Source organism: Sagittula sp. (genome assembly GCF_052825245.1).
The window spans coordinates 97703-121570 of the sequence record NZ_JBRBWD010000025.1 but is presented as its reverse complement, the minus strand read 5'-3'; the positions used below and the strand labels follow the sequence as shown (position 1 = coordinate 121570).

Below are 23868 nucleotides of genomic sequence, written 5' to 3'. Positions count from 1 at the left end.
CCGGTTACTCGGCAGCCCAGCCGGAGACGGCCTTGACCTCGACGAAGTCGTGGATGCCCCAGCTGCCGCCCTCGCGGCCGTTGCCCGATGCCTTCATGCCGCCGAAGGGCGCGCCCGGGCCGCGCGACTTGCCGTTCATTTCCACCATCCCGGAGCGCAGTTGCCGCGACAGGCGGTGGCGGCGCTCCGCGTCCTCGGACTGTACGTAGTTGGTCAGGCCGTAGGGGGTGTCGTTGGCGATGCGAACGGCCTCTTCCTCGGTGTCGAATTTCATGATCGAGAGCACTGGGCCGAAGATCTCCTCGCGCGCGATGGTCATGTCGTTGGTCACGTCGGCAAAGACCGTCGGGCGCACGTAGAAGCCCTTGTTCAGGCCGTCCGGACGCCCGGTGCCGCCGGTCACGAGCCGCGCACCTTCGTCGATGCCCTTCTGGATCAGGTCCTGGATCTTCTCCCACTGGGTCTTGTTGACCACGGGACCGATGTGGCGGCCTTCCTGGGAGGCGGGTCCGACCGTCACCTTGGCGGCGGTGGCGGCGGCTTCCTCGACAGCGGCGTCGTAACGCGAGGACTCCACCAGCATCCGCGAGGGCGCGTTGCAGGACTGGCCGGAGTTGTTCATCATGTGCAGCACGCCGCGCTTCACGGCCTTTTCATCCGCGTCGGCGAAGACGAGGTTGGCGCCCTTGCCCCCCAGTTCGAGGTGCACGCGCTTCAGCGAATCGGCTGCGGCCTTGGAGATCAGGATGCCCGCGCGGGTCGAGCCGGTGAAGCTGACCATGTCGACATCGGCATGCGACGACAGTTGCGAGCCCACGCCCGCGCCATCGCCGTTCACCAGGTTGAAGACGCCCTTGGGCAGGTCCGCGGCGTCCATGATCTCGGCAAAGACCATGGCGTCGATCGGGCTTTCCTCCGACGGCTTCAGGACCATGGTGTTGCCCGCCACCAGCGCCGCGCCGACCTTCAGCGTGACCTGGTTCATCGGCCAGTTCCACGGCGTGATCAGCGCGCAGACGCCCACCGCCTCGTGCAGGATGCGGGTGTCGGGATGATCCGGGCTCAGCGGCTTTTCCCATTCGAACGCCTTGGCGGCGTTGATGAAGTTCTTCAGGTGGTTGATGCCGGCGCCGACCTGCGACGACCGGGCGAGGTCGAGCGGGGCGCCCATCTCCATCGACATGGCCTGCGCCAGGTCCTCGGCGCGTTCCTTGTAGGCGGCATAGACCCGCTCAAGCGCAGCGATGCGCTCTTCGGGCGGTGTGGCCATCCAGCCCGGCAACGCGGCCTTCGCGGCGGCGACGGCGGCATCCGTGTCGGCCTGACCGCCCAGCGAGATCACCGCGCAGGGCTCTTCTGTCGAGGGGTCGATCACCTCGTGGTCGCGACCGTCCAGCGGGTCGACCCAGGCACCGTTGATATAGAATTGACGACGTTCGATCATTTGCCTGACCCTCCCAAGTCCGATGCTTTCCCGACCGCACGGTCGGATAACGGCGACACTCTGTCACCGAGGGAAGGTGGGCGCAAGGGAGGGGTTTACAAGGGCAGTCTGGAACGTATCTAAGTTGCGCAACCCTGAACCCGAGACAGTCGGAAAGAAAGGACCCCTGCCATGGCACTTCGCATCAACGACGAGATTCCGAACCTCCACGTCGTCACCGATATGGGTGAATACGACCTGCATGACTGGATCGGCGACAGCTGGGCGATCCTGTTCTCGCACCCCAAGGATTTCACCCCGGTCTGCACCACCGAGTTCGGTGCCGTTGCGCAACTGGCGGACGAATGGGCCAAGCGCGGCACCAAGGTGATGGGCATTTCCGTCGACGGCGTCGAGGAGCACAAGAAGTGGAAGGGCGACATCGAGAAGACCGCGGGCGCCACCGCCGGTTTCCCGATCATCGCCGATGACGGCCTGGAAGTGGCCAAGGCGCTCGACATGCTGCCCGCCGACGCCTACCTGCCGGACGGACGTACCCCGGCGGACAGCGCCACCGTGCGCTCGGTCTTCATCATAGCGCCGAACAAGAAGGTGCAGCTGATGATGACCTACCCGATGTCGGTCGGCCGCAACTTCGCCGAGGTGCTGCGCGCCCTCGACGGTCTGCAGCGCACCTACAACCAGCCGCTGGCAACCCCCGCCAACTGGGAAACCGGCCAGGACGTGATCGTGGCCCTGTCGCTGGACAACGAGGCGGCGGCGGCGAAGTACGGCGAACTGGACATCAAGCTGCCGTACTTGCGCTACGCCAAGAACCCGTCCTGATATGGGATCAAGCCGGCCCGCGGCAAGATCGTGGGCCAGACGTCTTTGCGCCCCCGCATGCACGTGCGGGGGCGTTTTAGTTTGTCGCTGTCGCGAACTTGCGAACGCCTGATCGGGAGTCGCAGCGGTGGACTCCTGCGGACTGGGCAGAGGTTGCAATCACACAAGCGGTCAGTCAGCGGATCGGTCTGCACGGTTAAGGGCAATCGTCCTCGGTGGCAGGCTTCAGTGCGGGCATCCATGCTGGCCTCGCCTTGAAGTTTCCCGAAAAACCGTTCCCTATGAAGGGGAAAGGGGAAAAACATGCGTGATCCGTTCCAGCTTGGCAGCGAAATCGTGCGTCCGGGAGAGCGCCGGACCGTGGACCTTCCGGTCTCTGTCCTGTCGGATCATACGCCGGTCACGCTGTCGGCCCATGTCATCCATGGCCGCAAGCCCGGGCCGGTGATCTTCGTCTCGGCGGCGGTGCATGGCGACGAGGTTATCGGGGTGGAGATCGTGCGCCGCCTGCTGCGGGCCGGGCCGGTGGCGCGCCTGTCAGGCACGCTGATCGCCGTGCCGATCGTCAACTCCTTCGGTTTCCTCAACCAGTCGCGCTACCTTCCCGACCGGCGCGACCTGAACCGGGTCTTTCCGGGCCACAGCGAAGGGTCGCTCGCGGCGCGGCTGGCCGAACTGTTCATGACCCAGATCGTGCGGCGCTGCGACGTGGGCATCGACCTGCATTCCGCCGCCGTGGGGCGCGAGAACTTTCCCCAGATCCGCCTGACACCGGGCAGCGCGCGGCTGCGGCAACTGGGGGATGCCTTTGCTGCGCCGGTGACGATGATCTCCAAGGTGCGCGACGGTTCGCTGCGGCTGGAGGCGGGCGCGGCGGGCGTCGACGTGCTGCTCTACGAGGCGGGCGAGGGGCTGCGGTTCGACGAGTTCGCTGCCCGGGCCGGTGTCGCGGGCATCCTGCGGGTGATGGAGACGCTCGGGATGATCTCTGGCCGTGGCGTGCCGAAGGCGCGGGGCCTGTCGGTCTTCTGCGAGCGGTCTTCCTGGGTCAGGGCGCCGTCGGGCGGGTTGCTGCGGACCCTGAAGGGCAGCGGCGAATACGTCGAAAAGGGCGCGGTGCTGGGGATCGTCACCGACCCCTTCGGCGAACGCGAGGCCGAGGTCAGGGCCGATACGCCGGGCATCGTCATCGGGCGGACCAACCTGCCGGTCGTGAACGAGGGCGACGCCCTGTTCCACATCGCCCAGCCCGCGCTTCGCAAACACGCGGAGGCCGCGGCGGATGGCGGTTTCGACTCCCACCTCGAGGCGCCGGCGCTGTTCGACGAGGACGAAATCATCTGAACGTCGGGCCTGCGGGAGGTTGCGCCGCGCGCGGTGGCTTGCGATACCGCCGGGGCAGCAGACGAGGACCGCCCGATGAGCTTTACCCTTGCAACGTGGAACATCAATTCCGTGCGCCTCCGGAAGGCGCTGGTGTCGAAACTGATGCAGGAGGAGGCGCCGGACGTCCTCTGCCTGCAGGAATGCAAGGCGCCGGTGGAGAAGATCCCGCACGATGTCTTCGCCGAACTGGGCTATCGGTACATGGTCGGGCGCGGGCAGAAGGGCTACAACGGCGTCGCCATCCTGTCTCGGCTGCCGCTGGAGGATGTGGGCGACAAGGACTTCGCCACCCTTGGTCATGCCCGCCACGTGGCGGCGCGGCTGGAGAACGGCGTGACGATCCACAACTTCTATGTCCCCGCGGGCGGAGACGAACCGGACCGCGAGAAGAACATCAAGTTCGGGCAGAAGCTGGATTACCTGACCGAGATGCGCGACTGGTTCCATGCCGAACGGCCCGAGAAAGCGATCCTCGTGGGCGACCTGAACATCGCCCCGCGCGAGGATGACGTCTGGGATCACAAGAAGCTGCTGAAGATCGTCTCGCACACGCCGGTCGAGGTGGAGCACCTCGGCGCCGCTCAGGATGCCGGCGGCTGGGTGGACATTACCCGCAAGGACATCCCGGATGGGCGGCTCTATTCCTGGTGGTCCTACCGGGCGAAGGACTGGGACGCGGCGGACAAGGGCCGTCGGCTGGACCACATCTGGGCGACGCCCGACATCGCAAACGCCGGTCATTCGAGCCGGATCCTGCGCGCGGCCCGCGGCTGGGAACAGCCGTCCGACCACGCCCCGGTCTTCGCGACCTTCGAACTGTGAGGGGACGTGGGGTGTAACCCCACCCTACAACGCAGCGGCCTGCCTCACGTGCGGCGGCAATGACCGTTTGTCCGGCCGGGCTTAGCGGATAAGCGAAGCTGGCCGTGACGATCCGCCCGGCCCACCGTTTCAGTGATCGCGTAATGCGGTTCCGTCCGCAGGCGCGGTCCATTGCTTTGGCAGGCTGCGCGAGACGACCTCCTCATCCACCAACGCCATGCGCGGGGCGAGGGTCGCGAAGAGGATCAGGGACACCAACAGCGAGACGAAAGCCGTGAGGCGGCCGGTGAAGGGCCTGAACGGGGCGACCACGGCGATGGCCGAGAAGGCGATCGCGAGGCCGATGAGCATGACGGGAATGTCCGATGGCACGGGACGCCCTCCTCCTGGCAACGCCGCATGCGGTCATGGTTATGCAGTTGTGGTTAACAAACGGATAAGGGCCTTGCGGGCACCTGCGGCGTGCCGCGCTCTTGCAACCTGTGGCCGCGTGATCCATCTAGCTGTCTGACGCATTCGAACCCGGAGGGGAGAGACGATGGAGCTGAATCTGCAGCCGCAGGGCCAGACGGCAGGCGATCTGGTCAAGGACATCACCGAGGCGGAATTCATGGCAGAGGTGGTCGATGCCTCCATGACGACGCCGATCATCGTCGATTTCTGGGCGCCGTGGTGCGGCCCGTGCAAACAGCTCGGGCCCGCGCTCGAGAAGGTCGTGACCGCTGCCAAGGGCGCGGTGAAGATGGTCAAGGTCAACGTCGACCAGGCGCAGATGATCGCCGGTCAGCTGCGCATCCAGTCGATCCCCACGGTCTATGCCTTCTGGCAGGGACAGCCGGTCGACGGCTTCCAGGGCGCATTGCCGGAGTCCGAACTCAAGGCGTTCGTCGAACGCGTGGTGCAGGCGGCGGGTGGCGATGCCTCCGGCGGGCTGGACGACGCGCTGGCTGCCGCCGAGGAGATGCTGGAGCAGGGCGCCCCGGCGGACGCGGTGGAAGTCTTTGCCGCCGTTCTGGAAGAGGACCCGATGAACGCCAAGGCCTATGGCGGCATGGTGCGCGCGCATCTGGCGGCGGGCGATCTCGACACGGCAGAGGCGGTCCTTAACGGCGCACCGGTGGAGATCTCCAAGGCCCCCGAACTTGAGGCCGCCCATGCGCAGATCGAGCTGGCGAAGCAGGCCGCGCAGGCCGGGCCGGTGGCCGAACTGACCGCACAGGTGGAGGCGGAGCCCGACAACCTGCAGGCGCGCTTCGACCTCGCCAAGGCGCAATACGCGCATGGCGATTCCGAAGGCGCCGTGGCCGAACTGCTGGAGGTTTTCCGGCGTGACCGCGAGTGGAACGATGGCGCGGCCAAGGCGCAGCTCTTCACCATCTTCGAGGCGCTGAAGCCCAACGATCCCGTGGTGCTAAACGGCCGCCGCAAATTGAGCTCGATGATATTTGCCTGACCGGTCGTGCGGTCTAGGTAGCCGGGTATGACACGCATAGGCGATCTCCCGGACATCATTGCAGTCTTTCCCCTTCCCGGGGCACTTCTGCTGCCTCGTGCGCGGCTGCCGTTGCACATCTTCGAGCCGCGCTACCTGCACATGCTCGACGACAGCCTGAAGACGGACACGCGCCTGATCGGCATGGTGCAGCCGATGGCTGCGCCGGGGCGCGAGGAGGGGCTGCACAGGATCGGTTGCGCGGGCCGCGTGACCCAGTTCTCGGAGACGGAGGACGGGCGATACATGATCACCCTGTCCGGGATCTCCCGGTTCCGGGTGCAGGAGGAGCTGGAAGGCTTTCACCCCTACCGGCGCTGCCGTGTCAGCTGGGACGGCTTCGACCGCGACAAGGCGGGACCGGAGGCCGACCGCAGCTTTGACCGGGCGTCGTTCCTCGACCTCCTGGACCGGTATTTCACGGCGCGGGATCTGTCGGTGGACTGGCAGACCCTGCAGGAGGCCGAGGACGAGCTTCTGGTCAACTCGCTGTCGATGCTTCTGGACTTCGGCCCGGAGGACAAGCAGGCGCTTCTTGAGGCGCCGTCGCTGTCGACCCGGCGCGAGACGCTGGTGACGCTGATCGAATATGCCCTCAGGGGCGGTGAAGAGGATGTCCTGCAATGACTGCTGATGTGAATGACGGCGGGCAAGACGCGGCCGAGGCGGTGGCCTTCGACCGCAGGATGCTGGAGGCGTTGGTCTGCCCGGTGTCCCAGTCGGTACTGAGCTACGACGCCGACCGGCAGGAGCTGGTGAGCGAGCCCGCCGGTCTGGCCTATCCGATCCGCGACGGGATCCCCGTGATGCTGGTAGACGAAGCGCGCCGCCTCGATCCGTGACGGCTGCGGCCCGTGGTCAGGCGTAGCTGAGCGCCCGGGCAAACACGTCCGTATCCACGTTGCCGCCGGACACGGTGCAGATCACGCTGTCCGTTTCCAGTTCATGGCCGTGGAAGAGCGCGGCGGCCAGCGCCACGGCGCCACCGGGCTCCGCCACGACACGCAGGTGGCGGAAAGCCATGGCCATGGCGCGCAGCGCCTCTTCGTCCGAAACCACGACACCGGACCCGCACAGTCGGCTCACGATGGGGAAGGTGATCTCTCCCGGTTGCGGCGTCAGGATGGCATCGCACAGCCCGCCCGCCTCGACCGCGTTGCGCTCGCGCGTGCCCGAGCGGAGGGAACGGGCGGTGTCGTCGTAGCCCTCTGGCTCCGCTGGGTGGACGCGGAACCCGGGCGCGCGGGCTTCGAGTGCCAGCGCGATCCCCGCCGTCAGCCCGCCACCGCCGCAGCAGGTCAGCACATCCGCATCCGTAATGCCGAGGTCTGCCGCCTGTTCGGCGATCTCCAGCCCGCAGGTGCCTTGCCCGGCGATGACCTCCGGTTCGTCGTAGGGGCGGATCAGGGTGAGGCCGCGCGATGAGGCGATCTCTGCGCCGATCTCCTCGCGGGAGGCCCCGCCGGCCCGGTCGTAAAGGATGACCTCCGCCCCGTAGGAGCGCGTGCCCTCGATCTTGGCGGAGGGTGCGTCGGCGGGCATGAGGATGACTGCGGTGGAGTCAAGCAGCCGCGCGGCATAGGCCACGCCCTGTGCGTGGTTGCCGGAGGAAAAGGCAATGACGCCCCGGGCACGCAGGTCGGGCGAGAGCGCGCTGAGCGCCGCATAACCGCCGCGGAACTTGAAGCTGCCGGTCTTCTGCAGGCACTCGGGTTTCACGTAGACCGCCCGGCCGGCCAGCGCGTCGAGCGCCGGGGAAGACAGGAGCGGCGTCCGGCGGACAATGCCGTCAAGGCGCGTTGCGGCGGCCTCTATCATCTGGATGTTCATGGATATCTCCGGAGGGAGGCGGCGCACAGCCCCGCCCTACTTCATGTCGCGCGGGCAAGGTGCTGCGCAGGCCGACCCCTGTCAAGCGCTGCAGGCCGGCGATGCCCGCGGTCTTGCGCCGGGCCGTCCGAGAAGGCAGAAGGCCGGGCGATGATCGAGCGGACAGCGAAAACAGATGGCATTCGGAGCTGGGCGTATTATTCGCCCTGCCTGGCGTGGCGCTACGGGCTGCGGCGTGTCTGGGGCGCGGGCCCGGAGCTGCTGTACATCATGCTGAACCCGTCGACCGCGACGGAGCTGGCCAACGACCCGACCATCGAGCGCTGCCAGCGGCGGGCCGTCCAGCTCGGGTTCGGCGGGATGCGCATCGCCAACCTTTTTGCATGGCGTGCAACCCGTCCGCAGGAACTGCGCACCGTCGCCGATCCCGTCGGGCCAGAGAACGCGGCGCTGCTGGAGGACTGGTGTGCCGGGGCGGAGATGACGCTGGCCGCATGGGGTGTTCATGGTGCGCTGATGGGAGAAGGGCCGCGCGTCGCACGCAGGCTGACCGGCGATGTCCGGCACCTCGGACTGACCCGCGAAGGCCACCCGCGCCACCCGCTTTACGTTCCTTATGCCCGCCAACCCGTGCCGTGGCCGGTCGAGGCACGTTACCCCGTGGCAGTTTGACCCGGTCTTTCCCGAACGGGGCGACGCTTCCTTAACCTGTTTGGGGGAATTTCGTTGTTGGGACACGGGTGATCTGTGATCTTCCGCAAAGTTTGCATCGGGACAGTCTACCATGTTCTTTCTCGTCGGGTTGCTGGGCATGATGGCTGTCGGATCGATCGTGATCGCCGGCACCGCCGACGTGGAGGAAGGCCTGGAGGACGACGGTCTGCCACCGGATGGCATCAGTTCTGCCGATGCGGATACCTCCGTCGACAGCCTTCTTTCGGCCTTGGACGGCTCGACCGACACGGCGCCGGTTGCAGAGGTCATCCCATGGCCGGGACCGTCTGCCGATCCGATGGACATTCCGACCGGGCAAGCTGGACTAGACGCTCGGGTCGTGTCCGAACTGCCGAGCCTGTTCGATGTGATGGGCTTGTCCGGGTTGTTCGGCGAAAGCCAGGTGGACACGCCTTCGGTGTCGCCCGAACCGCAAACCATGCCCGGCGATGAGGCATTGGGCGTGGGCGGCGCTGGATTGACCGAGGACGGCACGGACGACGCCGATCCCCTGACAGGCGCGGATGCAGCCGATCTGCTGAGCGGTGGGGGTGGCAATGACCTGGTCGACGGACTGGGCGGGGCCGATGACCTGCGTGGCGGCAACGGCGCAGATACCCTCCGAGGCGGGGAAGGCAACGATACGCTCTATGGCGATGGCGGTGACGATGTGCTGCGCGGTGACGACGGTGCGGACGTTCTGTATGGCCACGACGGCAACGACAGCCTCGCCGGAAACGGCGGCGCGGATGTATTGCAGGCCGGGCTGGGAGACGACGTGCTGGATGGCGGCACAGGCAACGACGCCCTGCACGGTCGCGAGGGTGCGGACCTCCTGCGCGGCGGACGTGGCACCGACACGCTGTTGGGCGGTTGGGGCAATGACCTCCTTGTCGGCGTCACGCGCGACGCCGATGGCACCGACCTGGATGCAGGCGATTTCCTGAACGGCGGTGACGGTGCCGACACGATCATCGCAGGATCCGGCGACCTCCTGCACGGCGGCGAGGGGGCGGACACGCTAGTCCTTGGTGACTGGATCGCCGGCCCGGCGGCGGAGCTTGTCGATTACGACGCGGCCGAGGACCAGCTTGTGATCGTGTTCGACGACAGTCCAGGCAACGCGGAACCGGAACTGGAAATCCGCTTGTCCGCCGACAACCCCGCTGTCACGGAGATCGTGCTGAATGGCCATGTACTGACCACCATGCCGACAGCGGACGCCCTGACATTGGAAGGGCTGGTGCTTGTGGGAGAGAGCATGGCCGACGTCCTGATCGGCTGAGGTACGAGGTCGTGCGTTTTGGCCAGCGCCGGGGATGACTCGGCGGCTGTCGCTCGGCCGCAGTCTCAATTTCAAGGAGGCGGGGCCGCACTAACGCCTTGCCTGTGCAATCGTGCGCAGCCAGCCAAGCGCACGCAAGGCTCAAGGAGACGGGTGTGCCGTTGCTCCGCCCCGCCACACTCTGCACGGCATCAGGGAGGCCGCCACACCCATGACCTGCCCGGCACATCGGGCACAAACGGTCTTTCCAAACCAGATGGAATCGCGTATGCGCACGCATCCGTTCGGGACACCCGGGCGGATTTCTCCACGGGCCCTGCTGGACGACATCCCGGCTTGTGCCATGACCCTTAATCCGAAAGGAGACCCCGATGTCGATCACTGCAGAAGAAAAAACACGCCTGATGAAGGAATACGCGACGAAAGAGGGCGACACCGGTTCCCCGGAAGTCCAGATCGCGATCCTGACCTCTCGCATCACCACCCTGACCGAGCACTTCAAGACCCACAAGAAGGACAACCACTCCCGTCGTGGTCTGCTGAAGCTCGTCGCACAGCGCCGCAAGCTGCTGGACTACCTGAAGGCCAAGGAAGAGGCACGTTACACGGACCTCATCAAGCGCCTCGGCATCCGCCGCTAAGGCATTCGGATCATTCCGAGGGACAGGCGCCCGCTCCGACAGGAGCGGGCGTTTTTCGTTTGCCGGAGGTTACTCGACAGTGGCAAGCGCCGCGTCGCGCGCCATCGTGTTCTGCGACGCAGGCCGGGCATTGCACCGCTCGACCCAGGCGCGAATGCCCGCATCGTCCGGGACGAGGTCCGGCAGCCACCGGAACAGCGAGTTCACGATCAGGTCGGCCACGGTGTAGCTGTCGCCCACCAGGTAATCCCGCGCGTTCAATGTGCCCGACAGGCGGGCCACCAGTTCGTCCCATCCGCGGAAGTTGGAACGGAAACCCGTATTGTCGATCTTGAGGAACTTCGCGACGACGACCGGCTCCACCACGCCCGCGTACCACGCCAGCCATTCGAGGCACTTGGCACGTTCGGGCGTGCCGGCGGGCGGCAGGAGACCGGCGTCGGGGAACAGCTCGCACAGGTGCTGGGCGATGGCGACGCTCTCGACGATGACAGTCCCGTCGTGATCGAGCGCCGGAACCTTCTTCTCCGGATGTGGGTTGCCGGCATCGGGGCCGCCCGATCCGTCGGCGCGGGTGATGCCGACGGTGCGCACGGTGACGGCGTCTTGGGCGCCGAGTTCCTCGATCAGGGTAACGATGCGCGAGGAGCGGGACATCGGCGAATGGTAGAGGGTAAGCATGGATCAGTCCTTTTTCTGGATGTCTCCACGCTAGCCCGGGGCCCTGTCAGTTTATGGCAGGGTGATGCTGCTTCAGACCAGATCGGGTTCCCGCCCGACACGGTTTGCCAGTTTGCCGACGGTCAGGCCCTGCACGATGATCGAGAAGACGACGATCACGTAGGTGACGGTCAGGATCAGCGACTTCCATTCGCTTTCGGGCAGGGACAGCGCGAGGGCGACGGAGATGCCGCCCTTCAGGCCGCCCCAGGTCATGATCGGCATGACGCCGGGCGCGAAGGTCTGGAAGGGTTTCAGCATCAGGATCGGCACGACCACGGCCACCGTTCGCCCCAGCAGGGCCAGCGCGATGCAGAACACGCCGGTTACCAACGCGTCCATGTTGAGTTGGACGGCAAAGATCTCCACGCCGATCAGCATGAAGAGCACGGCGTTCAGGATCTCGTCGACGAGGACCCAGAACTTCTCGACGTATTCGCGGGTCAGGTCCGACATGCCGTGCTTGGCCCCGATGTCGCCGATCAGCAGCCCGGCGCAGACGGCGGCGATGGGGGCGGAGACATGCAGCGCGATGGCCAGTTCGTAACCGCCGAAGGCGAGCGCGAGGGTCATGAGCACCTCGAGCGAGTAGTCGTCGATGTGGCGCATCACGCGGAAGGTCAGCCAGCCCAGCACGAGGCCAAGCGCCGCGCCGCCAAGCGCCTCCTGTGCAAAGAGCCGCAGCGTGTCGAGCGCGGGGGAGGTCTCTGCGCCGCCCTGTGCGCCATGTGCCGCGGCTGCCGGAAAGGCGAGCCCGATCAGCACCAGGTAGACCACGTAGCCCACGCCGTCGTTGAACAGGCTTTCGCCCGCGACCTGCGTTTCAAGGGACTTGGGGAGTTTGGCCTCTTTCAGGACGCCCATGACCGCAACCGGATCGGTGGGCGAGATCAGCGCGCCGAAGACCAGCGCCACGAGGATCGGCGCGCCGGTCAGCCAGTGAAAGCCAAGGCCGATGACCCCGGTCGACAGGGCGACGCCTGCCGTGGCCATCAGCAGCACGGTTGCCCAGACGTCCTTCAGATCGGACAGCTTGACGTGCAGCGCGCCGGCGAAGAGCAGCAGGCCCAGCATCCCTTCGAGCAGGGCGTCGGAAAAGTCGATGTTCGTGACGATGGTTCGTATGTCGTCGGCCAGCGTGAAGCTGGGGACCAGCCTGTCCAGCAGAAGCGCGCCCATGGACGTCAGCAGCGCCACGACCAGGATGCCGATGGCGGAGGGCAGCTTCAGGATGAAGTAGTTGACCGTGCCGAAGACGGCGGCAAGGACGATCAGAAGCGATGCGATCTGGAGAATGTTCATGGTCACTGTCCGGAAAATACTGAATTTTTCCCGTCCATAGCATGCCCGCCAGCATGCGCAGGCGCAAAACCGTCAGGCCGGCGCATTTGTGGGACGGGCGTGTCCCGTGCGTCATCCGGCGCTTGGGTGGTTCATTCGGCGATGGTGAGGATTTCCGAAAGCGGCTTCTTGATCGTCGCGGCGCGGGGGATGGTCGCATCGGCGGCGGGATGGCCGCAGGCGAGGATCATGATCGGTTTCTCGCTTTCCGGTCGGCCCAGAAGTTGTGTGAGGAATTTCATCGGGTTGGGCGTATGCGGCAGGCAGGCGAGCCCGGCCTGGTGCAGCGCGGCAATCAGGAAACCGGCGGCGATGCCTGTGCTTTCCGGGACGTAGTAGTTCTTGTACCGCGTGCCGTCGTCGAACAGCCCGTAGCGTTGGGCGAAGATCACGATCAGCCACGGCGCGTCCTCGAGATGCGGTTTCGTGGGGCCGGTGCCGATGGGTTCTAGCGCAGACAGCCATTCGTCGCCTGCGGCACCCTCGTAGAAGCGGGCCTCTTCCTCCTCGGCGGCGGCCCGTATGCGGCGCTTGAGGTCCGGGTTCGCGACGGCCACGAAGTGCCAGGGCTGGTGATTGGCGCCAGAGGGGGCCGAGCCTGCGGTGCGGATGCAGGTCTCGATCAGGTCCCGCGGCACCGGACGGGGGGAGAAGTCGCGCACCGTGTGCCGGGTCTGCATGGCGGCCAGGAACAGGTCCGCGGCGTGCCGCATCTGCGCGTCGGACATGGCATCGCGGGCGGGCAGGGGCAGGGCTTCGTAGGCGAGGGCAGACTTGGTGAACATGGCGGCTCCGGCGTCGGGTCGGCGCAAGGGTTGCGGGCGTGGCGGGCGGTGTCAATGGCGGTCTGCAGGCAGGCGCCGCACCCGGCAGGCACGGCTTTGCGGGCTGCTTCACAGCGGGCCGCGCGCAGGCCGCGATACTTCGCGAACGGCCTCTATTCACAGTTGGTTTTGTGCCGCTCAAAGCGGGTTTCCACGGCCCGCCTTTTCCTGTATGGCCCCTGCATCTGAGACGTGACGCACTGACCCCGGCGCATGAAACGATGAGAGGGGTCGGCGGCAATGGGGCCGCCATTCAATCGGAGGACCCGAGAGGGCTCGGGAGTGCCTCCAGACAGGATACGATGATGTTCAAAGAAGTGAAAAAGACACTCCAGTGGGGCGAAGAGACGCTGACACTGGAAACCGGCAAGGTTGCGCGCCAGGCAGACGGCACCGTGATCGCCACTCTGGGCGAAACGTCGGTCATGGCCAACGTGACCTTTGCCAAGACGCAGAAGGAAGGGCAGGACTTCTTCCCGCTGACCGTCCACTATCAGGAAAAATACTACGCCGCCGGCAAGATCCCGGGCGGCTTCTTCAAGCGCGAGGCGCGTCCGACCGAAAAGGAAACGCTGACCGCGCGCCTGATCGACCGTCCGATCCGCCCGCTGTTCGTACCCGGCTTCAAGAACGAAGTGCTGGTGATGTGCACCGTGCTGAGCCATGACCTCGTCAACGATCCCGACATCGTCGCGATGATCGCGGCCTCCGCGGCCCTGACAATCTCCGGCGCGCCCTTCATGGGCCCGATCGCCGGTGCCCGCGTGGGTTACGAGGACGGCTCCTACGTGCTGAACCCGACCGTCGACGACATGCACCTGCTGCGTGACAACCCGGAGCAGCGCCTCGACCTCGTGGTTGCGGGCACCAAGGACGCCGTCATGATGGTGGAGTCCGAGGCCTACGAACTGACCGAGGACGAGATGCTGGGCGCCGTGATGTTCGCGCACGAGCAGATCCAGCCGGTCATCGACCTGATCATCGACCTGGCCGAAGACGCGGCGAAAGAGCCGTTCGACTTCACCCCGCCGGATTACTCGGCTCTGTTCGACGTCGTGAAAGCGGCGGGCGAAGAGAAGATGAAGGCCGCCTACGCGATCTCCGACAAGCAGGAGCGCGTTGCCGCTGTTGCCGCCGTCAAGGAAGAGATCAAGGCCGGTCTGACCGAAGAGCAGTTGGCCGACTCCAACCTCGGCTCCGCTCTGAAGAAGCTGGAATCCCAGGTTCTGCGCTCCGACGTGGTCGTCAACAAGCGCCGCATCGACGGTCGTGCACTGGACCAGGTCCGCTCCATCGTTTCGGAAACCGGCATCCTGCCGCGGACCCACGGTTCGGCCCTGTTCACCCGTGGCGAAACGCAGGCGCTGGTCGTGACCACGCTGGGCACCGGCGACGACGAGCAGATGATCGACGCGCTGCAGGGCACCTACAAGTCCAACTTCCTGCTTCACTACAACTTCCCGCCGTACTCGGTCGGTGAAGTGGGCCGCGTGGGCTCCCCGGGCCGTCGCGAGATCGGCCACGGCAAGCTGGCATGGCGCGCGCTTCAGGCGGTGCTGCCGGCGGCGACCGACTTCCCCTACACCATCCGCGTGGTGTCGGAGATCACCGAGTCCAACGGGTCGTCCTCCATGGCGTCCGTCTGCGGCGGCTCCCTGTCCATGATGGACGCGGGCGTTCCGCTGAAGGCGCCGGTGGCAGGCGTGGCCATGGGCCTCGTGCTGGAAGAGGACGGCTCCTACGGCATCCTGACCGACATCCTGGGCGACGAGGATCACCTCGGCGACATGGACTTCAAGGTCGCGGGTACCGAGAACGGCATCACCTCGCTGCAGATGGACATCAAGGTCGCGGGCATCACCCCCGAGATCATGAAGACCGCACTGGCACAGGCCAAGGAAGGCCGCCTGCACATCCTCGGCGAGATGTCGAAGGCGATCTCCGAGGCGGGTTCGTTCTCCGAACACGCGCCGCGCATCGAGACGATGAACATCCCGACCGACAAGATCCGGGAAGTGATCGGCTCCGGCGGCAAGGTCATCCGCGAGATCGTGGAAATGTCCGGTGCCAAGGTCGACATTAACGACGATGGCGTGATCAAGATCGCCTCGCCGAACGGCGACTCGATCCAGAAGGCCTACGACATGATCTACGCGATCGTCGCAGAGCCGGAAGAGGGCCACATCTACAAGGGCAAGGTCGTGAAGATCGTCGATTTCGGCGCCTTCGTGAACTTCTTCGGCAAGCGTGACGGCCTTGTGCACGTCAGCCAGATCGAGAACCGCCGCCTGAACCATCCGTCGGACGTTCTGAAGGAAGGCCAGGAAGTCTATGTCAAGCTTCTGGGCTTCGACGACCGCGGCAAGGTGCGCCTCGCCATGAAGATGGTCGATCAGGAAACCGGTGAAGAACTGGCGAAGGAAAAGGAAGCCGAACAGGCTGACTGACCTTCAGGGCCGGGTGGCGCATAGCCCCACCCTACGATAACGCGGGCGGTCCGGACATCGGGCCGCCCTTTTTTCGTTGCCGGTCAGGTCAGCGGGCGCGGCTGGCGTGACGGTGTATCAGCTTCCAGCCGCTTTCGGTCTCGCGGAAGATTTCGGTCACCCGCAGGGTCATGGACGTCTTTCCATCCTCGTCGGCGAGGCAGACCTCAGCGTGCTGGAAGCCGGTCCAGAACCCGATACCGCCCGCGGCGCCCTGGTCAAGGATTTCGAAATGTGTGGTTCCGCCCGGCGCGAAGCGGGCTGCCGAATGCTCGTTTGTGTTTTTCACCGCGACGGCCCCCGCGGTGACGCTGCCCATGGGATCGTAGAAGGTGGATTGGCCTTCCTCGACGGAGATTGCCAGCAACGCCTCCGGGCGGCCCTGCATGTATTCCCGGGCCGCCGCCTCGCGCGCTTCCATGAAGCTGTTGAAATCCTGTGCCATGGGCGCTCCTGACTGGTGTTTCGCAAGGTCAACGCCCGAAGGCGCGCCGCCGTTGCCTGTGCCGCCCCTGTCACCTTACGGGGTTGACCCGATTTTTACAGAGTTTCGATAAAAACGATTCTGTCAGAAGGCGGATCACGGTTGCGATCCCCGACGAGGGACGATCCGAGGGCCCCGGTGCGCAAACGCCGGGGCCCACCTTTCCGTCAGCCCTGCCGCCCCCGTGACGCTTGCGATGGCGCGACCACCCGGTGTAGGCGCAAGGGCATGCTGATCCTGCAAAACATCATCTCCGACCGTGGATCGCGTTACGCGGTCTCTGGCGGCCCCTGCGCGTCCGAGGCCGAGGCGCAGGCCTTCCTCACCAAGCTCAAGCGGAACAAGAAGTTCGCGAAGGCGACGCATAACACCTGGGGGCTGCTGACCGACGACGGGCCGGTCAAGAACGACGACGGTGAAAGCGGCGCGGGCATGGTCATCCTGCGTATGCTGGAGCGTGAGGGTGTGACCGGCGAAATCGTCGTGGTGACGCGCTGGTACGGCGGCAAGCACCTGGGCGGTGACAGGTTCCGGCACGTGCAGGAGGCGGTGCGGATCTACCTCGAAGCGCGGGCGGAGGAGGGCGGCGCCTGACCCCTTATCCGGACAAAAAAAGACCCGGGCATTTGCCCGGGCCAAGTCCAACAGGGAGGTGCATATGATAACCCGCATATGCGACGGGAACTGTTACCTGCATATAAGGTGCAGGGCCTATATTACTTTGATCTGCGTCAACTGAGACTGCGACAAGTTCTGCACGTTATCGGAGTGTTGCGCAAATGCCATGGCCTTTCCGGGCGAGGTGATCGGTCAGGAAACGAGCCGGTACCCACCGGACTCCGTTACCAGCAAACGCGCGTTGGACGGATCCGGTTCAATCTTCTGACGCAGACGGTAAATATGCGTCTCGAGTGTGTGCGTGGTAACACCGGCGTTGTAGCCCCAGACCTCGTGCAGAAGCGTGTCGCGCGGCACGACGCCGTCTGTTGAACGGTAGAGGAACTTCAGGATGTTGGTTTCCTTCTCCGTCAGGCGGATCTTGCGGTTGTCCTCGGTCTCAAGCACCTTCATCGCGGGTTTGAAGGTGTAGGGACCGACGGTAAAGATCGCGTCCTCCGACTGTTCGTGCTGGCGGAGCTGCGCCCTGATGCGGGCCAGCAGCACCGGGAACTTGAACGGTTTGGTCACGTAATCGTTCGCGCCCGCGTCGAGCCCGAGGATCGTGTCCGCGTCCGAGTCGTGGCCGGTCAGCATGATGATCGGCGACTTCACACCCTGCTTGCGCATCAGGCGGCAGAGTTCCCGGCCATCGGTGTCCGGCAGCCCCACGTCGAGGATGATCAGGTCATAAACCTGCTCCTTCACGCGGGACATCGCGGTGGCCGCGCTGTCGGCTTCGAAGACCTCGAAGTCTTCGGTCATGATCAGTTGTTCGGCCAAGGCTTCGCGCAGGTCCTCGTCGTCGTCCACGAGAAGGATGTTCCTGAGTTGCGCCATTGTCGGGCTCCTCGATGTTGTCTTTTGAGGCAGATGGCGCCATGCAGGGGCGCTGACAAGGAATGTGGCAGAAGTTTCACGGTCTCGTGTGCAAGAGCGGGAATTGTTACAGCTTCGGCCGGTCCCTGAAACAGCCGTTGAAACAAAGGTCTGGAGGCGGACGACATGAGGCCGGATCTGAACGAGACCCTCGCGCGGGCGCGCGCGGACCTGCGGATGGGGGTGCCGGTGGTGCTGACTTCCGGCGATCGCACGGTGCTGGTGGCCGCGGCGGAAACCATTGCCGCGGCACGGCTGACGGGGATGCTGGCGCTTGGCGACGTGGATCTGACCATCACCGGCCGCCGGGCCGAGACGCTGAAGGCGCGGGCCTACGACGGCGACATTGCCCGTGTCGCGGTGCCCGGCGGTGCTGCCCTGTCCTGGGTGCACGGCATCGCCGATCCGTCCGAGGACCTGTCGAAGCCGATGAAAGGCCCGCTGATGACACGGCGCGGCGGGGACGCGGGGCTGCACCGGCTGTCCGTCACGCTGTGCAAGGGCGCGCGCCTCTTGCCCGCGGCGCTCGTCGTGCCGGTGGAGCGGGGTTTTGCCGCTGCCGAGGGGCTGGTCTCCATAGACGCAGGTGCTGCCGCCCCCTTCCTCGAGGCCGTCCCGGTCCTGCGCCACGTTGTCTCTGCCCGTGTGCCACTGCGCGCCGCGGAGGATGCGCGCCTGCACATCTACCGGCCCGAAGACGGCTCCGAAGAACACTACGCCATCGAGATCGGCCGCCCCGACCGCGCCGCTCCGGTGCTGGCGCGCCTCCATTCCGCGTGTTTCACCGGCGATCTCCTGGGTTCTCTGAAATGCGACTGCGGCCCGCAGCTGAACGCCGCGCTGATGCAGATGGGCGCGGAAGGCGCCGGTGTGCTGCTGTACCTCCAGCAGGAGGGCAGGGGGATTGGTCTGGCCAACAAGATGCGGGCCTATGCGCTGCAGGATCAGGGCTTCGACACGGTGGAGGCCAACCACCGGCTCGGGTTCGAGGACGACGAACGCGATTTCCGCCTCGGGGCGCAGATCCTCGGCTCTCTAGGGTTCGAGGCGGTGCGGCTGATGACCAACAACCCGGCAAAGCTCGCCATGATGGCCGATTGCGGAATTGCAGTGGCCGAACGCGTGCCCCTGAAAGTCGGTGAAACGCCCTTCAACGCCCGTTATCTTGCAGTAAAGGCCGAGAAGTCAGGCCACCTGTTCTAGCGACGGCACTTCGGCGCGGGTCTTGCGCCGGGCGCTCGCAGGCATAGCTTTGTCCCGAAGGAGATCCCCATGCGTTATTCCCTGCTCGACCTCGCCCCGGTGCCTGAAGGCAGCTCCACCGCCGATGCCCTGCGCAACACCGGCGACCTCGCCCGCCAGGCCGAGGCGTTGGGGTATCACCGCTACTGGCTGGCCGAACACCACAACATGCCCGGCATCGCGTCTGCGGCGACGGCTGTCCTGATCGGCCATGTCGCCGGGCTGACAGAGCGGATGCGCGTCGGTGCGGGCGGGATCATGCTGCCGAACCACGCGCCGCTCGCCGTGGCCGAAGCCTTCGGCACGCTGGCCACGCTCTATCCCGGACGGATCGACCTGGGGCTCGGCCGTGCCCCGGGCGGCGATCACGCGGTGATGCAGGCCCTGGGCGTCCATCCCGAGCGGGCGGAGAACTTCCCCAACGAGGTCGCGGAGATGCGCGCACTCTTCGGTCCGCCCGTCGAGGATCGCTCGGTGCGCGCTCACCCCGGCGAAGGCACGGAGGTGCCGCTCTGGGTCCTCGGCTCGTCGCTGTACGGTGCACAGGTGGCCGCGGCACTGGGCCTTCCCTATGCCTTCGCCTCGCATTTCGCCCCTGCAGCACTGGAAAAGGCGTTCGAGGTCTACCGCCGCTACTTCCGCCCGTCGGAGACACTTGAAAAACCCTACGCGATGCTCGCGGTCAACGTCTTCGCGGCCGACACCGAAGGCGAAGCGCGACGATTGAGAACCACCATGCAGCAGGCCTTCTATCGGCTGCGGACCGGCAAACCCGGCAAGCTGCCAGCCCCGGTTGACGACCTGTCGCAGGTGGTGCCGCAAGGCGCGATGCCGGCGCTGGACGAGGCACTGCGCATCAGTGCCGTCGGAGATCCTGCGCAGGTGGAGGCGCAACTGCGTACCCTGATCGCAGAGCACCGCCCGGACGAGGTCATCTTCACCGGCCAGATCCACGATCACGCGGCGCGTGTGAAGTCCTTCGCCATTGCGGCAGACGCGATGCAACGGATCTCCCGGGCCGAAGCTGCCTGATGCGCGCAGTGTCCTCCAGCGACATGGTGCTGACCCGGCAAGGGCTCCGGTTCGCCGGTCATGTCTGGCCGTGCACCATCGGGCGCGGGGGCGTGCGCACGGACAAGCGTGAAGGCGACGGCGCCACGCCCGCGGGCGTTCATGATATCGTGGGGATTCTGTACCGACCCGACCGCATCGCCCGGCCCGTCCCCTGGGCGGTGCCCATCCGGCCCGGAGACCTCTGGTCTGACGATCCGCGCCACGAGGACTACAACCTCATGGTCCGCGCCCCCTACCGATGGAGCCACGAACGCCTGCGCCGCGCAGACCGCCTCTACGACCTCGTGATCCTGACGGACTGGAACTGGCCCCGGGCCGAGAGGGGGCGCGGCTCCGCCATCTTCCTGCACCGCTGGCGCCGCCCGGGCTTCCCGACCGAGGGCTGCGTGGCTTTCCGGCCCGATCACCTCCTGCGGATCGCCAGCCGGATCCAGATCGGCACACGGCTCATCGTGCCAGCATCACTCGCCTGACACCCCGTCCCGCGCGATCAACGCCCAGCACCCGCCGCGAGCCGCCCGAGACCGGCGCGGCAGACCCTTCATCTTGGTCCAAATACCTGATCAGCTCCAACCGAGGGCCTGACCTCATGGCAGGAGTGTCCGCCGCGGGAGGCCCAGGCCTCCCGCCGCGGATCGACGCCGAAGGCGGCGAAATCACTTCACGAACAGCTTCCGCGGCCGGTCGCACAGGCACTCGGCTGCCTGGTCCTCGCGGATGACGATCGATTCAGTGATCTCCAGCCCCCAGTTCTCCATCCAGAGGCCCGGCATGAAGTGGAAGGTCATGCCCGCTTCCAGCACGGTCTCGTCCTCGGGCCGGATCGAGATGGTACGCTCGCCCCAGTCCGGCGGATAGCTCAGGCCGATGGGATAGCCCGACCGTGCCCCCCGCGTGATGCCGGCCTTGATCAGCGAGGCGTTCAGCGCGTTGGCGATGTCGCAGGCGCGGTTGCCGGCACGGGCGGCCTCCAGCCCGGCCTCGATACCTTCGACCAGCGCGGCCTCGGCGTGCAGGATGTAGTCGGGCGGCTCGCCCAGGAAGATCGTCCGGCAGAACGGCGCGTGGTAGCGGCGAACGCAGCCCGAGATCTCGAAAAAGGTCGCCTCGCCGGTGGCGAAGGGTTTGCCGTTCCACGTCAGGTGAGAGGCGGCCGCATCGGCGCCCGAGGGCAGGAGAGGCACGATGGCGGGATAGTCGCCCCACTGGCCTTCCGTCCCGGTGACCGCGTCGCGGTAGATCTCCGCCACGATCTCGTTCTTCGGCACGCCGGGCTCGACCCGTTCCAGCAGCCCGTCGATGATCTTCTCGGAGATCCGGGCGGCGGCGCGCATGTAGGTCAGTTCCTCGTCCGACTTGACCGCGCGCTGCCAGTTCACCAGCGCCGTCGCGTCCTCGAAATGCGCGTCGGGCATGGCGGCGCGCAGGGTCAGCCAGGCCTTGGCGGAGAAGTAGTAGTTCTCCAGTTCCACGCCGATGCGCGCGGTGGCATAGCCGAGGTCGTGCAGGCGGGCGGCCAGCTCCTGCATCGGGTGCTTCTCGGTCGACTGAATGTAGGTCTCGTCGTAGCTGGTGACGCGTTCGTCATCCATCCAGACGGTGCGCAGGGCGCCCGCACCGTCCTGACGGCGGCCCCACCACATCGGGTCCGTGGTCGGGTCGGCAAAGACCAGCACCCCCTGGTGCACGTAGAAGGACCAGCCGTCGTAGCCGGTGATCCAGGCCATGTTCGACGGATCGGTGAGCAGCATCACGTCCAGATCGTACCGCGCCATGGCGGCGCGTGTCTTGGCCAGCCGGCGGTCGTATTCCGACTGCGAGAATGGCAGGGATTTGGCGAACTGGTGCGGCACGGGGGGCTCCTGCAGTAAGTGTCTTCGGGCACCCTAGGGGCGGGGGTTCCACACGGTCCAGACGGGAAGCGACACGAAGAGACGCTTTTTGACCGGGTGCCCGACAAGCGGGCTGATCCCGTCATCGCCCGGTCCGCCTGTTCACGTCCCGGTGCAGATCATCCGTCGTGCAGCGGACGACCGTTTCCATGCAAAGATGACCCGAGGACGGGTCGGATCTGCACACAGCGGTCCGCTGGCACGCAGCCGAATCGGGCCGGAAATGGCACTGAAAGGGCCTGCGATTCGCTATCGGGTTGAGAGAATCACCCTTCGCGGCGCGACGCGTCGACCGCTTCGGAAGGCGGTCGGGCCGGGGCATTTTGCGGGAGGATCGTCGTCTCTGCAGAGTTGTGCGCGCAACGATCACTTCCGGGTGCAATTGCCTGATGTTTGAGCAGTCCCGGTGCGACATCTTGGGGGATAACGTGTGTATGGGCACCAATTTTCGCGTTTTGGATGAGAAAACGCCCGGCCCCAAACAATTCTGCCGCAGGAGGATTTACGGATGGCCCATAGTTCTCCCGTCGATTGTCCTGCACGACGCCGTTTTTCTGACCGGAAGTGCCGGATTTGCCTGCCTGATGTGCGAGCTTCGGGGAGATGCTTGCAGTCATGCCCGTAACGGGTTTTAGTTTGAGACCATAAAAGCGGATCAAATCCGCGGAACAAAAACACAGGGAGCCTGCTTTGGCAGATGGATCTTCGGGCGACGCATTCGTCGCATTCGAGCGTGTGCAGAAGAGCTACGACGGCGAAACGCTGGTCGTAAAAGACCTCAACCTCTCGATGCCGAAGGGCGAGTTTCTGACGATGCTCGGACCGTCGGGGTCCGGCAAGACCACCTGCCTGATGATGCTCGCCGGTTTCGAGACCGCCACGCATGGTGAAATTCTTCTGGACGGAAAGCCGATCAACAACATTCCGCCGCACAAGCGCGGGATCGGCATGGTGTTCCAGAACTACGCGCTGTTCCCCCACATGACCGTCGCCGAGAACCTGTCGTTCCCGCTGGAAGTCCGCAAGATCGGCAAGTCCGACCGCGAGGCGAAGGTCAAGCGCGCGCTGGACATGGTGCAGATGGGCGCATTCGGCGGCCGCCGCCCGGCGCAGCTTTCTGGCGGTCAGCAGCAGCGGATCGCGCTGGCCCGCGCTCTGGTCTTCGAACCGGAGCTGGTGCTGATGGACGAACCCCTGGGCGCGCTCGACAAGCAGCTGCGCGAGCACATGCAGTTCGAGATCACCAACCTCGCGCACAGCCTTGGGATCACCACGGTCTACGTGACCCACGACCAGACCGAGGCGCTGACCATGTCGGATCGCGTCGCGGTGTTCGACGACGGACGCATCCAGCAACTCGACCCGCCGGACGTGCTGTACGAGGAGCCGAAGAACAGCTTCGTCGCGCAGTTCATCGGCGAGAACAACACGCTGGAAGGCGTGGTGCAGGAGATCAAGGGCGATCACTGCGTGGTCAAGCTGGACGGCGGCGAGGTGATCGACGCGACCCCGGTGAACGTCTCGAAGGTCGGTGAGCGGACCAAGGTCTCCATCCGGCCGGAGCGGGTCGAGTTCAACAAGGACCGCCTGCAGCCCGGTGCGCATACGCTGAAGGCCGAGGTGCTGGAATTCATTTACATGGGCGACATCTTCCGCACCCGTCTCAAGGTGGCGGGCAACGACGATTTCGTCATCAAGACGCGCAACGCGCCCGACCAGGTGCGACTGCAACCCGGCAGCACGGTCGAGATCGGCTGGCTCCCGAAGGACTGTCGCGCGCTCGACGCGACCTGAGCGCCGTGAAGGATACCGCCCGTTCCCGGAATGGGG

General features: G+C 65.8%; 25 protein-coding genes. 15 read left to right on the top strand and 10 right to left on the bottom strand.

The features are described from left to right. Positions 1–4: 4 nt before the first annotated feature. Entirely contained in the window at positions 5–1444 is a 1440-nt protein-coding gene (locus ACU0DV_RS08855; protein WP_283982449.1) for an aldehyde dehydrogenase family protein, read from the bottom strand. A 171-nt stretch (positions 1445–1615) separates the two neighbouring features. On the opposite strand from ACU0DV_RS08855, the gene ACU0DV_RS08850 reads away from it, so the two are divergent. From ACU0DV_RS08850 to ACU0DV_RS08840, 3 genes are all read left to right on the top strand, one after another. After that, positions 1616–2269 carry a peroxiredoxin gene (locus ACU0DV_RS08850; protein WP_100927716.1) on the top strand — a complete coding sequence of 218 codons (654 nt, stop codon included), beginning with the start codon at positions 1616–1618 and terminating at the stop codon, positions 2267–2269. A gap of 303 nt (positions 2270–2572) precedes the next feature. Beyond that, positions 2573–3613 (top strand): succinylglutamate desuccinylase/aspartoacylase family protein, encoded by a 1041-nt coding sequence (locus tag ACU0DV_RS08845; protein ID WP_100927715.1) that lies wholly within the window; start codon positions 2573–2575, stop codon positions 3611–3613. A gap of 75 nt (positions 3614–3688) precedes the next feature. Continuing rightward, positions 3689–4477 (top strand): exodeoxyribonuclease III, encoded by a 789-nt coding sequence (locus ACU0DV_RS08840; RefSeq protein WP_100927714.1) that lies wholly within the window; start codon positions 3689–3691, stop codon positions 4475–4477. Between the two features lie 129 nt (positions 4478–4606). Here the strand turns inward: ACU0DV_RS08840 and ACU0DV_RS08835 are convergent, their stop codons facing one another. Further along, positions 4607–4849 carry a hypothetical protein gene (locus ACU0DV_RS08835; RefSeq protein WP_446241361.1) on the bottom strand — a complete coding sequence of 81 codons (243 nt, stop codon included), beginning with the start codon at positions 4847–4849 and terminating at the stop codon, positions 4607–4609. A gap of 166 nt (positions 4850–5015) precedes the next feature. On the opposite strand from ACU0DV_RS08835, the gene trxA reads away from it, so the two are divergent. The 3 genes from trxA to ACU0DV_RS08820 are packed head-to-tail and all read left to right on the top strand — an operon-like array spanning position 5016 to position 6811. Then, positions 5016–5930 carry a thioredoxin gene (trxA, locus tag ACU0DV_RS08830; RefSeq protein WP_446241360.1) on the top strand — a complete coding sequence of 305 codons (915 nt, stop codon included), beginning with the start codon at positions 5016–5018 and terminating at the stop codon, positions 5928–5930. A 27-nt stretch (positions 5931–5957) separates the two neighbouring features. Further along, positions 5958–6596 carry an LON peptidase substrate-binding domain-containing protein gene (locus ACU0DV_RS08825; protein ID WP_100927711.1) on the top strand — a complete coding sequence of 213 codons (639 nt, stop codon included), beginning with the start codon at positions 5958–5960 and terminating at the stop codon, positions 6594–6596. Beyond that, positions 6593–6811, top strand: a complete 219-nt coding sequence (locus tag ACU0DV_RS08820) for a Trm112 family protein (RefSeq protein ID WP_100927710.1) — start codon at positions 6593–6595, stop codon at positions 6809–6811. Before ACU0DV_RS08825 ends, ACU0DV_RS08820 begins: the two co-directional genes overlap by 4 nt. 16 nt (positions 6812–6827) lie before the next feature. Here the strand turns inward: ACU0DV_RS08820 and ACU0DV_RS08815 are convergent, their stop codons facing one another. Next, positions 6828–7799, bottom strand: a complete 972-nt coding sequence (locus tag ACU0DV_RS08815) for a threonine ammonia-lyase (protein ID WP_446241359.1) — start codon at positions 7797–7799, stop codon at positions 6828–6830. 150 nt (positions 7800–7949) lie between these two features. On the opposite strand from ACU0DV_RS08815, the gene ACU0DV_RS08810 reads away from it, so the two are divergent. From ACU0DV_RS08810 to rpsO, 3 genes are all read left to right on the top strand, one after another. Further along, complete coding sequence (locus ACU0DV_RS08810; protein WP_446241358.1) at positions 7950–8471, top strand: DUF1643 domain-containing protein; 522 nt, start codon at positions 7950–7952, stop codon at positions 8469–8471. Between the two features lie 112 nt (positions 8472–8583). Beyond that, positions 8584–9798 (top strand): calcium-binding protein, encoded by a 1215-nt coding sequence (locus tag ACU0DV_RS08805; RefSeq protein WP_446241357.1) that lies wholly within the window; start codon positions 8584–8586, stop codon positions 9796–9798. A 371-nt stretch (positions 9799–10169) separates the two neighbouring features. Further along, positions 10170–10439 (top strand): 30S ribosomal protein S15, encoded by a 270-nt coding sequence (gene rpsO, locus ACU0DV_RS08800; protein WP_283982455.1) that lies wholly within the window; start codon positions 10170–10172, stop codon positions 10437–10439. Positions 10440–10508: 69 nt separating this feature from the next. On the opposite strand, the gene ACU0DV_RS08795 is transcribed toward rpsO, so the two are convergent. The 3 genes from ACU0DV_RS08795 to ACU0DV_RS08785 form a co-directional block, all read right to left on the bottom strand. After that, a complete protein-coding gene (locus ACU0DV_RS08795; protein WP_446241356.1) occupies positions 10509–11120 on the bottom strand; it encodes a glutathione S-transferase family protein in 612 nt (203 codons plus the stop codon). A 72-nt stretch (positions 11121–11192) separates the two neighbouring features. Then, a complete protein-coding gene (locus ACU0DV_RS08790; RefSeq protein ID WP_446241355.1) occupies positions 11193–12461 on the bottom strand; it encodes a cation:proton antiporter in 1269 nt (422 codons plus the stop codon). Between the two features lie 131 nt (positions 12462–12592). After that, the gene (locus ACU0DV_RS08785; RefSeq protein WP_283982458.1) at positions 12593–13285 is read right to left on the bottom strand and encodes a nitroreductase family protein; all 693 of its coding nucleotides are present in this window, start codon (positions 13283–13285) and stop codon (positions 12593–12595) included. A gap of 344 nt (positions 13286–13629) precedes the next feature. Here ACU0DV_RS08785 and pnp point away from each other — a divergent pair, with 344 nt between their 5' ends. Beyond that, entirely contained in the window at positions 13630–15771 is a 2142-nt protein-coding gene (gene pnp / locus ACU0DV_RS08780; protein WP_100927703.1) for a polyribonucleotide nucleotidyltransferase, read from the top strand. Positions 15772–15859: 88 nt separating this feature from the next. Here the strand turns inward: pnp and ACU0DV_RS08775 are convergent, their stop codons facing one another. Continuing rightward, a complete protein-coding gene (locus ACU0DV_RS08775; RefSeq protein WP_446241354.1) occupies positions 15860–16255 on the bottom strand; it encodes a nuclear transport factor 2 family protein in 396 nt (131 codons plus the stop codon). Between the two features lie 267 nt (positions 16256–16522). On the opposite strand from ACU0DV_RS08775, the gene ACU0DV_RS08770 reads away from it, so the two are divergent. Beyond that, complete coding sequence (locus tag ACU0DV_RS08770; RefSeq protein WP_446241353.1) at positions 16523–16888, top strand: YigZ family protein; 366 nt, start codon at positions 16523–16525, stop codon at positions 16886–16888. A 216-nt stretch (positions 16889–17104) separates the two neighbouring features. Here ACU0DV_RS08770 and ACU0DV_RS08765 read toward each other — a convergent pair whose 3' ends face one another. Then, the gene (locus ACU0DV_RS08765; protein ID WP_100927700.1) at positions 17105–17791 is read right to left on the bottom strand and encodes a response regulator transcription factor; all 687 of its coding nucleotides are present in this window, start codon (positions 17789–17791) and stop codon (positions 17105–17107) included. Between the two features lie 165 nt (positions 17792–17956). Here ACU0DV_RS08765 and ribA point away from each other — a divergent pair, with 165 nt between their 5' ends. The 3 genes from ribA to ACU0DV_RS08750 all read left to right on the top strand — a co-directional run bounded on the left by ribA (position 17957) and on the right by ACU0DV_RS08750 (position 20619). Further along, a complete protein-coding gene (gene ribA / locus ACU0DV_RS08760; protein ID WP_446241352.1) occupies positions 17957–19033 on the top strand; it encodes a GTP cyclohydrolase II in 1077 nt (358 codons plus the stop codon). Positions 19034–19102: 69 nt separating this feature from the next. Continuing rightward, entirely contained in the window at positions 19103–20104 is a 1002-nt protein-coding gene (locus ACU0DV_RS08755) for an LLM class flavin-dependent oxidoreductase (protein WP_100927698.1), read from the top strand. Beyond that, positions 20104–20619 carry a L,D-transpeptidase family protein gene (locus tag ACU0DV_RS08750; RefSeq protein WP_446241351.1) on the top strand — a complete coding sequence of 172 codons (516 nt, stop codon included), beginning with the start codon at positions 20104–20106 and terminating at the stop codon, positions 20617–20619. The genes ACU0DV_RS08755 and ACU0DV_RS08750 overlap by 1 nt, the downstream gene beginning before the upstream one ends. A gap of 183 nt (positions 20620–20802) precedes the next feature. Here ACU0DV_RS08750 and ACU0DV_RS08745 read toward each other — a convergent pair whose 3' ends face one another. Both ACU0DV_RS08745 and ACU0DV_RS08740 read right to left on the bottom strand, forming a co-directional pair. Further along, positions 20803–21999, bottom strand: coding sequence for a M24 family metallopeptidase (locus ACU0DV_RS08745; protein WP_370313225.1), 1197 nt, complete (start codon positions 21997–21999; stop codon positions 20803–20805). Positions 22000–22304: 305 nt separating this feature from the next. Next, positions 22305–22655 carry a hypothetical protein gene (locus tag ACU0DV_RS08740; protein WP_370316300.1) on the bottom strand — a complete coding sequence of 117 codons (351 nt, stop codon included), beginning with the start codon at positions 22653–22655 and terminating at the stop codon, positions 22305–22307. Positions 22656–22728: 73 nt separating this feature from the next. Here ACU0DV_RS08740 and ACU0DV_RS08735 point away from each other — a divergent pair, with 73 nt between their 5' ends. Next, the gene (locus ACU0DV_RS08735) at positions 22729–23832 is read left to right on the top strand and encodes an ABC transporter ATP-binding protein (protein ID WP_100927695.1); all 1104 of its coding nucleotides are present in this window, start codon (positions 22729–22731) and stop codon (positions 23830–23832) included. Positions 23833–23868: the final 36 nt, after the last annotated feature.